Source organism: Providencia sp. PROV208 (genome assembly GCF_028479465.1).
Lineage (GTDB): Bacteria > Pseudomonadota > Gammaproteobacteria > Enterobacterales > Enterobacteriaceae > Providencia > Providencia alcalifaciens.
In genome coordinates this window covers 212,253-226,355 of record NZ_JAMPNS010000001.1, presented here as the reverse complement: position 1 = coordinate 226,355, position 14,103 = coordinate 212,253, and the positions used below count along the sequence as shown (strand labels likewise).

Annotated in this window: 11 protein-coding genes; 6 read left to right on the top strand and 5 right to left on the bottom strand. The window is 43.2% G+C overall.

Annotated features, from left to right (window positions below; translation table 11 throughout):
• Positions 1-322: 322 nt before the first annotated feature.
• The 4 genes from ubiG (at position 323) to yfaE (ending at position 5,085) form a co-directional block, all read left to right on the top strand.
• A complete protein-coding gene (gene ubiG / locus PR766_RS01030; RefSeq protein ID WP_006660311.1) occupies positions 323-1,045 on the top strand; it encodes a bifunctional 2-polyprenyl-6-hydroxyphenol methylase/3-demethylubiquinol 3-O-methyltransferase UbiG in 723 nt (240 codons plus the stop codon).
• A 334-nt stretch (positions 1,046-1,379) separates the two neighbouring features.
• A complete protein-coding gene (nrdA, locus tag PR766_RS01025) occupies positions 1,380-3,671 on the top strand; it encodes a class 1a ribonucleoside-diphosphate reductase subunit alpha (protein ID WP_154636398.1) in 2,292 nt (763 codons plus the stop codon).
• An 11-nt stretch (positions 3,672-3,682) separates the two neighbouring features.
• The gene (nrdB, locus tag PR766_RS01020; RefSeq protein WP_006661379.1) at positions 3,683-4,819 is read left to right on the top strand and encodes a class Ia ribonucleoside-diphosphate reductase subunit beta; all 1,137 of its coding nucleotides are present in this window, start codon (positions 3,683-3,685) and stop codon (positions 4,817-4,819) included.
• A 2-nt stretch (positions 4,820-4,821) separates the two neighbouring features.
• Positions 4,822-5,085, top strand: coding sequence for a class I ribonucleotide reductase maintenance protein YfaE (yfaE, locus tag PR766_RS01015; protein WP_036961183.1), 264 nt, complete (start codon positions 4,822-4,824; stop codon positions 5,083-5,085).
• A gap of 200 nt (positions 5,086-5,285) precedes the next feature.
• Here yfaE and PR766_RS01010 read toward each other — a convergent pair whose 3' ends face one another.
• Positions 5,286-6,626 carry an anaerobic C4-dicarboxylate transporter gene (locus tag PR766_RS01010; protein ID WP_006660307.1) on the bottom strand — a complete coding sequence of 447 codons (1,341 nt, stop codon included), beginning with the start codon at positions 6,624-6,626 and terminating at the stop codon, positions 5,286-5,288.
• A 483-nt stretch (positions 6,627-7,109) separates the two neighbouring features.
• Between PR766_RS01010 and tyrP the strand changes: the two genes are divergently transcribed.
• The gene (gene tyrP / locus PR766_RS01005) at positions 7,110-8,258 is read left to right on the top strand and encodes a tyrosine transporter TyrP (protein WP_230304703.1); all 1,149 of its coding nucleotides are present in this window, start codon (positions 7,110-7,112) and stop codon (positions 8,256-8,258) included.
• A 208-nt stretch (positions 8,259-8,466) separates the two neighbouring features.
• Here tyrP and PR766_RS01000 read toward each other — a convergent pair whose 3' ends face one another.
• Entirely contained in the window at positions 8,467-9,009 is a 543-nt protein-coding gene (locus PR766_RS01000) for a YfaZ family outer membrane protein (RefSeq protein WP_006661376.1), read from the bottom strand.
• Positions 9,010-9,344: 335 nt separating this feature from the next.
• Here PR766_RS01000 and PR766_RS00995 point away from each other — a divergent pair, with 335 nt between their 5' ends.
• The gene (locus tag PR766_RS00995; protein ID WP_006661375.1) at positions 9,345-10,784 is read left to right on the top strand and encodes a catalase; all 1,440 of its coding nucleotides are present in this window, start codon (positions 9,345-9,347) and stop codon (positions 10,782-10,784) included.
• Between the two features lie 51 nt (positions 10,785-10,835).
• Here the strand turns inward: PR766_RS00995 and menE are convergent, their stop codons facing one another.
• Genes menE through menB form a run of 3 tightly spaced genes read right to left on the bottom strand, consistent with a single transcriptional unit; the run spans position 10,836 to position 14,091 of the window.
• The gene (menE, locus tag PR766_RS00990) at positions 10,836-12,275 is read right to left on the bottom strand and encodes an o-succinylbenzoate--CoA ligase (protein WP_154636397.1); all 1,440 of its coding nucleotides are present in this window, start codon (positions 12,273-12,275) and stop codon (positions 10,836-10,838) included.
• The gene (gene menC, locus PR766_RS00985) at positions 12,263-13,234 is read right to left on the bottom strand and encodes an o-succinylbenzoate synthase (RefSeq protein ID WP_006661373.1); all 972 of its coding nucleotides are present in this window, start codon (positions 13,232-13,234) and stop codon (positions 12,263-12,265) included. The genes menE and menC overlap by 13 nt, the downstream gene beginning before the upstream one ends.
• Entirely contained in the window at positions 13,234-14,091 is an 858-nt protein-coding gene (gene menB / locus PR766_RS00980; RefSeq protein ID WP_006660301.1) for a 1,4-dihydroxy-2-naphthoyl-CoA synthase, read from the bottom strand. Before menB ends, menC begins: the two co-directional genes overlap by 1 nt.
• Between the last annotated feature and the right edge of the window lie 12 nt (positions 14,092-14,103).

Genomic DNA, 14,103 nt, shown 5'->3' with positions numbered 1-14,103 from the left:
CTGTCCCTCATAACTTCAGATTCAAAGAGTAAACTATACCACAACTCCCTTATTTAATTAAGAGATAAGAGAAGTGAGTATTTGTCTTTCAAGCTATGTATAATAGCGGAAAAATGAGCTTATGTGTCCGAATCTTGTAGAATTTCAAGCAATAGTCTCTCAAGGATTTTCATATTTGGTCCATAATCCCAATAAATCAACTCACGGGCGGCTATCGTCCCATTACTGATTTAAGCCTATATCTGCATTTTGCAAATTAAATATAGTTCAATAGGTAAAAATAAGTAATGCGCGGATAGAAATAGATATAGGAGTTCCTCAGATGAATGATACCCAAGACCAAACGTATTTAAATGTCGATAAACACGAAATTGAAAAGTTTGAATCGATAGCGTCGCGTTGGTGGGATCTTGAAGGCGAATTTGCCCCACTGCACCGAATTAACCCTCTCCGTTTGGGTTATATCATGCAACGCGTAGACGGTATTTTTGGTAAAAAAATTCTCGATGTGGGCTGTGGTGGTGGGATTTTATCTGAAAGCATGGCGCGTGAAGGTGCAGATGTCACGGGGTTAGACATGGGCGCAGACCCTTTAATGGTCGCTCGGCTACATTCTCTGGAATCAGGGATCCCTGTCGAATATGTTCAAGAAACAGTGGAACAACACGCTGATAAACATCCACAGAGCTACGATATTGTCACCTGTATGGAAATGCTTGAGCACGTTCCTGACCCTGAATCTGTCGTTCGTGCCTGTGCGAAGTTAGTCAAACCGGGTGGGCATGTCATATTCTCCACCATTAACCGTAATAGAAAAGCATGGTTAATGGCTGTCGTGGCAGCAGAATATGTGATGAAAATGGTTCCGAAAGGCACCCACGATGTCAATAAATTTATCCGTCCATCTGAATTAATCAGTTGGGTCGATAAAACGCAGTTAAAAGAACAACATATGATGGGATTACATTATAATCCAATCACCGATAAATTTTGGTTAGGACCTAACGTTGATGTGAATTATATGCTTCACACGGTCAGCGAATAAATAGCAAGCGGTACGTTTAAGAAAACAGCAAACGGTCTCAACTTTACAAAATAATTTTTAGGTTAATGTCGGTAAGTCAATTTTTAGCAACTCCACTTCTCATGCAGCTTACCGACATGATCAATTTTTCTTATCCAGTTGTTATCCACAAAAACTATCAGATTTGTACACTTGATAAAATCACACATTAACATTATCTTGTTATTAGATTCTTAACAAACTACTACATATAGTGGTACTCACAAATTTAATATACAAGTCTCATGATCATCCATCATGAGCTTTTTTACGTTTGGGACCCTCTATTTGTAACCCAACCAAGGTGTACTTGCTCATGAACCAGAGTCTGTTAGTCACAAAACGTGATGGACATAAAGAACGCATTGACCTAGACAAAATCCATAAAGTTATTACATGGGCAGCGGAAGGTCTTAGTAACGTATCAGTTTCACAGGTGGAGTTACGTTCTCAGATTCAGTTTTATGATGGGATCAGAACTTCTGATATTCACGAAACGATGATTAAAGCTGCTGCTGACTTAATCACCGGTGAAACACCAGATTACCAATACCTTGCTGCACGTTTAGCGATTTTTAACCTGCGCAAAAAAGCCTACGGCCAGTTTGAGCCACCAAAATTATATGCCCACGTAAAACATCTGGTTGAAATGGGTAAATATGATAAGCATTTGCTGGAAGACTACACCGAAGCAGATTTCGAGCAAATGGATGGTTTTATTGACCATTGGCGTGATATGAATTTCTCCTACGCAGCGGTTAAACAGTTAGAAGGGAAATATTTAGTTCAAAACCGAGTCACCGGTGAAATCTACGAAAGTGCCCAGTTTTTATATATTCTGGTTGCTGCATGCTTGTTCTCTCATTACCCACAAGCAACCCGTTTAGATTACATCCGCCGCTTCTATGACGCGGTATCAACATTCAAAATTTCTTTACCTACGCCAATTATGGCGGGGGTACGTACGCCAACACGTCAGTTCAGTTCTTGTGTCCTGATTGAGTGTGGTGACAGCCTTGATTCTATCAATGCAACCTCAAGTGCTATCGTAAAATATGTGTCTCAGCGTGCGGGTATCGGTATCAACGCAGGTCGCATTCGTGCACTGGGTAGCCCAATCCGTGGTGGTGAAGCTTTCCATACGGGTTGTATTCCATTCTATAAACACTTCCAAACTGCCGTAAAATCTTGTTCACAAGGTGGCGTACGTGGGGGTGCAGCAACTCTATTCTACCCAATTTGGCACTTAGAGGTGGAAAGCTTACTGGTTCTGAAAAACAACCGTGGTGTTGAAGGTAACCGTGTTCGCCATATGGACTACGGTGTTCAGCTCAACAAGTTAATGTATGAACGCCTGATCAAGAACCAAAACATCACTTTGTTTAGCCCTTCTGATGTCCCAGGCTTGTATGACGCATTCTTCGCAGATCAAGACGAATTTGAACGTTTATATGTGCAATATGAACAAGATGAGACAATCCGCAAATCCAGCGTGAAAGCGGTTGAGTTGTTCTCATTAATGATGCAAGAACGTGCGTCAACAGGTCGTATCTATATTCAAAACGTTGACCACTGCAATACCCACAGCCCATTTGACCCACAGATTGCTCCTGTCCGTCAATCCAACCTGTGTCTGGAAATTGCGCTGCCAACAAAACCATTAAATAACGTCAATGACGAGAATGGTGAAATCGCACTGTGTACGCTGTCTGCCTTTAACTTAGGTGCGATTGAAAGCCTTGATGAATTAGAAGAATTAGCAATCTTAGCCGTTCGTGCGTTAGATGCACTGTTAGACTACCAAGATTACCCAATCCCAGCCGCGAAAAAAGGCTCAATGGGGCGCCGTACTCTGGGTATTGGTGTGATTAACTACGCTTACTACTTAGCGAAACACGGTGTGCGTTACTCCGATGGTAGCGCCAATAATCTGACGCACAAAACATTCGAAGCGATTCAATATTACTTACTGAAAGCGTCGAATGAATTGGCTAAAGAGCAAGGCGCTTGCCCATGGTTCAATGAAACCACTTATGCACAAGGCGTGTTACCTATCGACACTTACAAACGTGAACTCGACAAGTTAACCAACGAACCACTGCATTATGACTGGGAAGCACTACGTGCAGAGATCAAACAGTATGGTCTGCGCAACTCGACGTTGTCAGCATTAATGCCATCAGAGACCTCGTCTCAGATTTCGAACGCGACCAATGGTATCGAACCACCACGCGGTTATATCAGTATTAAAGCATCAAAAGACGGTATCCTGCGCCAAGTGGTGCCAGATTATGAAAACCTAAAAGGTGCTTACGAGCTATTATGGCAAATGCCTTCTAATAGCGGCTATTTGCAGCTAGTTGGGATCATGCAGAAGTTTATCGACCAGTCGATTTCTTCCAATACAAACTATGACCCAACCCGCTTCTCAAATGGAAAAGTACCAATGAATCAGCTGTTAAAAGATTTATTGTTAGCCTATAAGTTTGGTGTGAAAACACTTTACTATCACAACACCCGCGATGGTGCTGAAGATGTTCAGGGGGATCTGGAAGAAGTTGTAGAAAGCGCAGATTCTGATTGTGAAGGCGGGGCTTGTAAAATTTAATAGGGATGGTTATGTCACATTCATACACGATTTTTTCTCAGAAAAAGAATAACCAGTTGCTGGAACCGATGTTTTTCGGTCAGCCTGTAAACGTTGCTCGATTTGATCAGCAAAAATACCCTATTTTTGAGAAACTGATTGAAAAGCAACTCTCATTTTTCTGGCGTCCAGAAGAAGTTGATGTGGCTCGCGACCGTATTGACTACAACGCGTTGCCTGATCATGAGAAACACATTTTTATCAGTAACCTGAAATACCAAACGCTGCTTGACTCTATTCAGGGTCGCAGCCCTAACGTGGCATTTTTGCCACTGATTTCAATCCCAGAGTTAGAAACTTGGGTTGAGACTTGGTCATTCTCAGAAACTATCCACTCACGTTCATACACGCATATTATCCGTAATATCGTGAATGACCCGGCGATCATCTTCGACGATATCGTTGAAAACGAAGAGATCCTCAAACGTGCCCGTGATATCTCTGCGTATTACGATACGCTTATCGAGATGACCAACTATTACCATATGTTTGGTGAAGGAACGCATACCTTTGAAGGTAAGGAAATCACTGTTTCACTGCGTGCACTCAAGAAACAGCTGTATTTATGCTTAATGAGCGTAAACGCTCTCGAAGCTATCCGCTTCTACGTCAGCTTTGCGTGCTCTTTCGCTTTTGCAGAACGTGAACTCATGGAAGGTAACGCGAAAATCATCAAACTGATTGCTCGCGATGAAGCTCTGCACTTAACGGGTACTCAGCATATGCTAAACCTGCTACGTTCAGGACAAGATGATCCTGAAATGGCCGAGATTGCTGCTGAGTGTGAAGAGGAATGTTATCGACTGTTTGTGGATGCCGCAGAACAAGAAAAAGAGTGGGCTGAATATTTATTCAGCGAAGGCTCTATGATTGGTCTGAACAAAGATATTCTGTGCCAATATGTGGAATATATCACCAACATTCGTATGCAAGCAGTAGGTCTGAAATTACCATTTGAAGCGCGCTCCAATCCGATTCCGTGGATCAACGCATGGTTAGTGTCTGACAACGTTCAAGTGGCACCACAAGAAGTCGAAGTCAGCTCTTATTTAGTCGGTCAGATTGACGCTGAAGTTAATACCGATGATTTGAGTGATTTCGAACTGTAATTATGGCAAGTCATAAAATCACCCTGCGTCTTACGCAGGGTGTGCAAGTTCCCTACCATACCGATGTTCACTCAAGTTTATTGGAAGCACTTGAAGACAGCCGAGTCCCCGTTGAATACCAATGTCGAGAAGGCTATTGTGGCTCGTGTCGCGTAACATTACTCAAAGGTAAAGTCGGCTATAAACGTAAACCCATTGCGTTTATTCAAGAAGGTGAAATTCTACCTTGTTGTTGCCACCCACTTTCCGATATTGAAATCGAGTAGCGATGCTAGTAATACTGTGTATCTAGCCATAACATAATAAAAAGCGACTGCTTTGATAACTCGAGCAATCGCTTTTTGCTTATAAAATAATACCCAAAATAATTCGAGTTACAGGTCGGCTGCAAACGAAGCTAGACGGGAAGCACCCGACTAGCTAAGTGAAGCTAACACCCCTGCGGCTTTAAGTATGATGGGGATTTTTATAAATAACCGTACATCGCGGCAAAAATCCATCCAAACACACAGGATACACCTACCCCAATTAAGCCTGGCAGGATAAAGCTATGGTTGATAACAAATTTACCAATACGTGTTGTACCCGAACGGTCAAACTGGATAGCAGCAAGGTCACTTGGGTAAGTCGGTAGGATGTAATAACCATAACACGCTGGCGCAGATGCAATAATATACGCAGGATCAACACCGATACCCAATGCAATTGGTACTACTGCGGCTAATGCTGCAGCTTGTGAGTTAACAAACTTAGAGACTAATAATAAGATAACCGCATAGGCCCATGGGAAATCTTTCACTAATGAACCTAAAGTGCCTTTTATTTCATCCATATGGGCACCGAACATGGTTTCAGCCATCCATGCGATACCATACACGGCAACAATCGCTATCATCCCTGAACGGAACACTTCGTTCTTAGAAATCTGCCCTGGATTGGTTTTACAAATAATAATAATCAGTGCACCCGCCAGCAGCATAAACATCTGAATGACCAGAACCATGGATAATGGTTTACCGTTAATCAATGGCCTTAATTCCGAGAATGCCCCCAGCAATGCCACGACGACGATAGACGCTAAGAAAATCCACATTGCTACCCAGTTGATTTTCGGTAACTTTTTATCTAGTAGCGTGACGCTATCGCCATAAACGTAATCATGGTTTTCAGGAACAGAAATAAACTCTTGAAAAACAGGGTCTTTATCTAAATCCTTCCCACGGAACCAACTAAAGATACCAATGGCTAAAATACCAATTAACGTTGATGGGATGGTAATCGCGAGTAAATCTAAGAATTCTAAAGATTTACCATTGATAGAAACGCCATTTAGCATCGCAACTAATGAAACAACTGCCACAGAAACAGGGCTGGCAATGATCCCCATCTGCGCACCGATACTACTCGCCGCCATCGGTCTTTCAGGGCGAATATTATTTTTGATCGCTGCATCATAAATGATGGGCAAAATGGTATACACCACATGCCCTGTACCACACAAAATGGTTAAGATGCAGGTGACAAAAGGTGCAACAATGGAAATGTATTTTGGATTTTTACGCAGTAAACGTTCTGCTATTTGTAGCATAACGTCCAAACCGCCTGAGGCTTGTAAGGTTGCTGATGCGGCAACAACAGCAATAATAACTAACATGACGTCTACAGGCGGTTTTCCTGGCGGTAAACCAAAACCAAAGACGAGAATAACTAGGCCCACACCACCTAGCAGTCCGAGCGCCATCCCCCCTTTTCTTGCTCCGTAGAACAAGCAGACAAGAATAATGGCAAGTTGAATCATAAAGTCCATAGGTCCATCCTTTATTTATAGGTTTCCACTATTATCCAGATGGTCTTAACTTATTAATTTGATTTATATTAATTTAAAAAACAATATTGTTTTATTTTCATTCGCAATATTTTGCCTCCATCACAATATTTGCCTTTAGTTGCTGCCATAATGCTCAGTTAAATAACATAATGAGTAAAATCAATCTAATACACTCTTATTTTTAACATTTAAAATCTATAAATTTCACATAAATTCCGCTTCATTAACCCGCTTTTACACTTCACGATCAACACACTTTCCGACGCAATCATTAAGGAATCTTGTCTCTTATTTTTAATGTAAATAATACATTACACTAGCTGTAATTCAGATTTGACAGGATAAACGCAATCGCATAATCTGCTTAAATTATTAATAACCCGAATTCAATCAGAGGAATTTGTGAAGAATCGTACCCTTGGCAGTATTTTGATCGTAGCAGGAACAACAATTGGTGCAGGAATGCTAGCAATGCCGCTAGCGGCAGCAGGTGTTGGCTTCACTGGAATAGTCTGTTTATTAATTGGTTTATGGATGCTGATGAGTTACACCTCATTGCTGCTCGTCGAGGTTTATCAACACAATCCTGCCAATATGGGTCTCGGTAGTGTCGCGAAAAAATACCTCGGTCCTGTCGGTCAAATTGTCACTGGCTTGAGTATGCTGTTGCTGATGTACGCTCTGACGACTGCCTATATTGGCGGTGCGGGCGTGCTGATCGCTGATAGCCTATCTTCTTGGTGGGGAATTACTGTTTCGACTCAAAGTGCCATTATTATGTTTACTGTTGTGGGTGGTGCAATAGTCTGTGTGGGTACGCATTCTGTTGATTTCATTAACCGCATTCTGTTTACAGCCAAAACGATTTTCTTAGTGATTATGCTTGCCGTCATGATGCCCCATGCAGAGGCGATTAACTTAAGCACTATGCCGCTAGAAAAAGGTCTTGTATTAGCCGCGGTGCCAGTCATTTTTACCTCTTTTGGATTCCACGGAAGCGTACCAAGTTTAGTCAATTATATGAATGGTGATGTACGTAAGCTGCGTATCATTTTTATTACAGGGAGTGCGATCCCGCTCGTCGCCTACATTTTATGGCAAATTGCAACCCTTGGTGCTATCCCATCCGATACTTTTATGGGTATCTTGGCACAATCTTCCGGATTAAATGGGCTATTAACGGCAATCCGTGATGTCGTCGCGACTCCTCGAGTGAACATGGCTGTTGCACTGTTTATGGACTTAGCATTAGCGACTTCATTCTTAGGCGTTGCGTTGGGCTTATTTGATTACCTTGCAGATTTGTTTAAGCGTAGTAATAACTTTGCTGGTCGCGCGCAAACGACGCTATTAACATTTGTACCGCCGTTACTCGCAGCACTATTCTTCAGCAGCTTTGTACAGGCATTAACTTACGCCGCAGTCGCATTATCTGTCCTCGCATTAATCATCCCAGCACTGTTAACGATACGAGTTCGTAAATTAGAGGCCAAAGGAGTTTATCGCGTCAAAGGTGGCACACCAATTTTAGGTTTAGTTCTGCTCTGCGGTATTGCGGTCATCGCTATCCAATTCGCCATCGTGGCCGGCTTCCTACCGAATGTTGGTTAATCCCCACAAAATTTCACTCATAAAAAAACACCCCAATATGGGGTGTTTTGCTTTTTAAGCTTTTAAAAAAATGTCTCAATCTATTTTTCAAAATAGTTCATGTTGTAGCTAGGCGGCAAACGCGCTAATCCCTAGGAGCATACACAAGTATGTGACTAGGGTTAGCAAGAGCAGCCAACAACGCTACAACGTGAAGTATGAAGAAAAATTAAAAGGACAGGCCGGCACCTACATACCACCCGTCTGCTAACTTCTCATTACGATCATCATGTGCACCTTTCATTTCAATCAGGCGGTAACCTGCATCCACTGAAAGTGGTTTAAATACGGTGTAACGAGCACCAGCTTTCGCTTCCATGTAGGATTTGCTACCTGAAGTCAGTGATTCTGGTGCGCCGTACGCTTCACCATAGAAACTTAAAGATGGCAGAGCTTGCCAGCTTAAACCACCGCCTAACGCTGCAGCCGCACCATTGGAACCATCTTCAGGAGATAAATAGAGTGCTTTACCACCGACATAGGCATTGAATGGTCCTAATGGCAGACCGAAAGTTGCCCCTAGGCTACCTAACTCACCATTGTGGTCACTGCGCGCCCAAGAGCCATTAAAGGCTAAACCTGAACCTTGAGTTCCTAAACCAGCACTTAATTCTGTAAAATGTTCACCCGCGCTGAAATCAGCAGAAATGGCTTGAGCAGCACCCATGTAAAATGCAGAGGTCGCTGCAACAGCTAAAAGAACTTTGCGCATCATTATTTCCTTTATTATTAAAAATTGAAGTATCGTGACGATGTTACGTGATTTACTGCCCACACTCAGTCTTTTTTGCTTAAATTTACGTTAGAACACCTTGTAACGCACAATAAGTGAAATTGATCAGTAGTTTACTTCAATCTCGCCCGCCTTTTTCTGATAAAACCTCGGACTATGATTACAGTGATTGGTCAGAGCGATTAGCTAATTAATTCTTTGCTTATTATACTCTTCATCAAGTTTATTATAGAGATGAAGTGATATTCTACAAATATTCATCCAGTTAGTTACTTTTGTGTAGTCTATAAATCTAATAGCTTGGGAGTATTGTGATGAAAAAAAGAGGTCTAACTACCGCTTCAGGTGCACCTGTTGTGGATAACAATAACGTGATGACTGCAGGTAAGCGTGGTCCGATGTTATTGCAAGATGTGTGGTTTTTGGAAAAGCTCGCCCACTTTGACCGTGAAGTGATCCCTGAGCGTCGTATGCACGCCAAAGGTTCAGGTGCATTCGGTACTTTTACGGTAACCCATGACATTACTCGCTATACTCGCGCTAAATTATTTAGCGAGATCGGTAAGAAAACGGATCTGTTTATTCGTTTCTCTACCGTTGCTGGTGAGCGCGGCGCTGCCGATGCAGAGCGTGATATTCGTGGCTTCGCGATGAAGTTTTATACCGAAGAAGGTAACTGGGATATGGTCGGTAACAACACCCCAGTCTTCTACTTACGCGATCCACTAAAATTCCCTGATTTAAACCATGTGGTAAAACGCTGCCCTTATACCAACATGCGCAGTATGGCGTACAAATGGGACTTTTTCTCTCATTTACCCGAGTCTCTTCATCAGTTAACCATTGATGTCAGTGACCGTGGACTGCCAAGAAGCTATCGCTTCATGCACGGCTTTGGTAGCCACACCTATAGCTTTATTAACGCTAACAATGAACGCTTCTGGGTAAAATTCCATTTCCGCAGCCAACAAGGCATCGAAAACCTGATGGACGACGAAGCTGAAGCATTAATTGGTAAAGATCGCGAAAGTTCTCAGCGTGACCTATTTGAATCAATCCAACGTGGTGACTACCCTCGCTGGAACTTACAAATTCAGATCATGCCGGAAAAAGAGGCATCTACCGTACCTTATAATCCATTCGATTTAACCAAAGTTTGGCCACATAAAGATTACCCATTAATTGATGTGGGTTATTTTGAATTGAACCGCAACCCAGACAACTATTTCTCTGATGTAGAACAAGCGGCATTTAGCCCAGCAAACATCGTTCCGGGGATCGGTTTCTCCCCAGATAAAATGTTGCAAGGTCGCCTATTCTCTTACGGGGATACTCAGCGTTACCGTTTAGGTATCAACCACTATCAGATCCCAGTTAACGCACCACGTTGCCCATTCCACAATTATCATCGTGATGGTGCAATGCGTGTGGATGGAAATAGCGGTAATACCGTCACTTACGAGCCAAACAGCGCAGGAATGTTCCAAGAGCAGCCAGATTACAGCGAACCCCCATTATCCATTGAAGGGGCAGCCGATCATTGGAATCATCGCGAAGACGAAGATTACTTCAGCCAACCGCGTGCTCTGTATGAATTACTGGATGATGCGGAACATCAGCGTATGTTCCAACGTTTAGCTGGTGAGTTGATTGAAGCATCAGAAGAGACACAAAAACGTCAAATTGACCTGTTTAAGAAAGTGCACCCTGAATATGGTGCTGGGGTTGAAAAAGCGTTGAATGCACTGAAATAATCTTGTGTTTTAAACATACCAAGCGCTAGAATTCTCTAGCGCTTTATTTTTTCATACGGTACGTTGAGCCAAAACCCACCGCTTAACTTGCTGGCGAGACACTTTAATTCCCCCCGCTTTCAAGTCAGGGTCTAAACGGTAAAATGCCATCGGAAACTGGTAGGGTGCTAATTTATCTTTTAGCCAATCCGCCAGCATGTTTAAGTCAGTTGATTCATCAGCTTCAATCACCGCAACAGGTCGTTGTCCAAATTGCACATCATCAACCGGAATAATAAAGCTTTGGTGTACATCAGGATACCCATTAATGACTGCCTCAATATCTTCAGGCTGGACACATTCTCCACCACTGATAAACAGATTATCTAGACGCCCTAAAATCTGATATTCACCCTCTATGAATGCGCCTTTGTCATTCGTTTTAAACCAGCCATCAACCCGTTTTAGGGGATGCAGTTGCCCGTCAAACCAATATCCTAATGATTGACTATCTGACTGGATTTGGATTTCCTCATCCACAAGGCGAACTTGCTTACCTTTAAGTGGTAAGCCAACCCCTTTTTTACCATCCGCGCGTTTCGCGCAAACCGTTGACGCCATTTCTGTCATGCCATAGCCACTCCAGCAGACAATGCCATGCGAAGCAGCCAGTTCAGTTAATGTCGTTGGGATCATTGCCCCACCAAGTAGAACTTCTTTTAATGCGACTTGCTCAGGCATTGTATCATTCAGCAATCGCCATAATTGTGTCGGCACTAATGATGCATGACTCACACCTTGTAACGCTTCGGATAATGGTGTTGAACGTACGGCAATTTTTGCCCCTCTGAATAACCAGCGCCACACAATGCCTTGACCAGAAACATGAAATAATGGCAATGAAAGTAACCAACAATCATCTTGTTGATAATTCATGGCATCAAGGACACCTGCTGCGCTATTGAGATGAGCTGAAACACTGTGAACGGCCGCTTTAGGTAACCCTGTCGAGCCAGAGGTTAAAATTAACGTTGCAGGTTGTTTATAGGTATTCTGAAAACAAATAGAAGGAAAATCATCATACTCAGTAAAATGAGCATGCAGTTGATAATCCAAGTGCCGATAATCCGATAACACATTGTGCTCATTCGTAAAATCAATCACTGCGCTAATATCAAGATGCGGAAGTAAGTCATTTAACAACCGCTCAGGAAGACGGGGATTAAGTGGTAACACCCTCACCCCGCAAGCGATCAGTGCTAGCTGGCTGAGTAACAAATCTACCGAATTTTTACCACGTAACGCCACACATTGCCCTTCGCTCACCCCTTGCATGGCAAAGTAAGTCACTAAATCAGCAATATGTTGGTTTAACTCATGCCACGAGACTGATTCAGTGTCAGTCAGTAATGCCGTTGCATTTGGCTGAAGACTGGCCCAGTGCTGCCAAGGCCAGTCAGTGAATGGTGTAATCGTGGATTCTGTTACAGTAGATGGGGTTAACTCTGCCATACAACCGTCAGTTCATCTAACTGTTGAACAGGAATTTGGCACCCAGGCCATGGTCGAATCAACTGAGATTGGATCAGTGAAACAGTGTCTAACCCCGGAATGGTATCAGGCGTCAGCCAATTTGCGATGCGCGCTAACTGAGTTAAACCAAAGCTGGATTCAATGGACGAGCTAATGACGGCCTGCATACCTAACTGATGCGCTTGCTCCACTAAACAACGACAATAACTCAAACTGCCAGTTAGTGTTGGTTTAATGATGATCGCAGCAACACCCGCTTGTGCTTCCACTTTAAAACCGTCTTCTCGTACACTTTCATCCCATGCAATGGCAATGCCGGTATCCGCAGAAAATTGCAAAGACTCCTCTCGGGTTTTGCAGGGTTCTTCAAGAAAAGCAATCCTACTACGGTAATCAGGATTCACATATTTGGCGAAGCCATCCGCTTTTGCCCGAGTCCAACTGCGATTAGCATCTAAACGCAATTTGAGTTCAGGAACGGCTTCCAATAACAAGTTAGCCACCATACCATCACGTACAGCTTCATAGAGCCCCACCTTCACTTTAGCCACCTTTTCCCCTTCCATGGCATCAAGGCTGAGGATTAGATCGTCAGGGTCACCGCTACATAACGGCGCTTTACGATAGTCGGCTTGTTGAGGAAGTTCGCCCGTTAATTCCGCTAACGCGCAGCTACAGCCAAAGGCGACAGAAGGTAAATGGCTTGACGTCATTGTGCCTTCATTCACCCATCCATTTAGCCATGCGATGGTTTCAGCAGTTGCTTCCTCCAATGTTTCACGGCTAAATTCAGGTAAAGGAGAAATTTCCCCCCAACCTTCGCTATCCCCATCTTGTAAACACACTAATAACCCATCTCGAGTTTTCAGTCGTTGATAGCGAAGGATAACGCCTGCCTCCATGGGCAGGCTGAACGAGTAAAGTTTGGCTTTTCTCATTATGGATTACGCTTATATTTAGAGAAATCTGGAGCACGTTTTTCGTTGAATGCGTTACGACCTTCTTGACCTTCATCCGTCATATAGAACAGCATAGTCGCGTTACCTGCTAATTCTTGCAGACCGGCTTGACCATCACAGTCAGCATTCAAGGCAGCTTTCAGGCAACGTAATGCCATTGGGCTGTTTTCCAACATTTCACGACACCAACGCACAGTTTCTTTTTCGAGATCAGCATAAGGAACAACGGTATTGACCAGTCCCATATCTAAGGCTTCTTGTGCATTGTATTGGCGACATAAGAACCAAATTTCACGTGCTTTCTTTTGACCGACAATACGCGCCATATAAGATGCGCCCCAACCGCCATCAAATGAGCCTACTTTTGGACCTGTTTGACCAAAAATAGCGTTATCAGCCGCGATAGTTAAGTCACACATCATGTGTAAAACATGACCGCCACCGATAGAGAAACCCGCAACCATTGCTACCACAGGTTTCGGACAAGTACGAATTTGACGTTGGAAATCTAATACGTTCAAATGGTGTGTGCCGCTTTCATCACGGTAGCCGCCGTAGTCACCCCGGATTTTTTGGTCACCGCCTGCGCAGAAGGCTTTTTCGCCTTCGCCAGTGAGGATAATTGTGCCAACATGGTCATCATAACGCGCATCAGACAATGCTTGGATCATCTCTTTTACGGTCTGTGGACGGAACGCATTACGCACTTCAGGGCGATTAATGGTGATTTTAGCAATCCCTTCAGGGGATTTATGATATCGAATATCTTCAAAACCTTCTGAGCAATCTTGCCACTCAATCGGTGCGTACAATTTTTCTTCGCTTGGATAAATCATTATCAAGTTCCT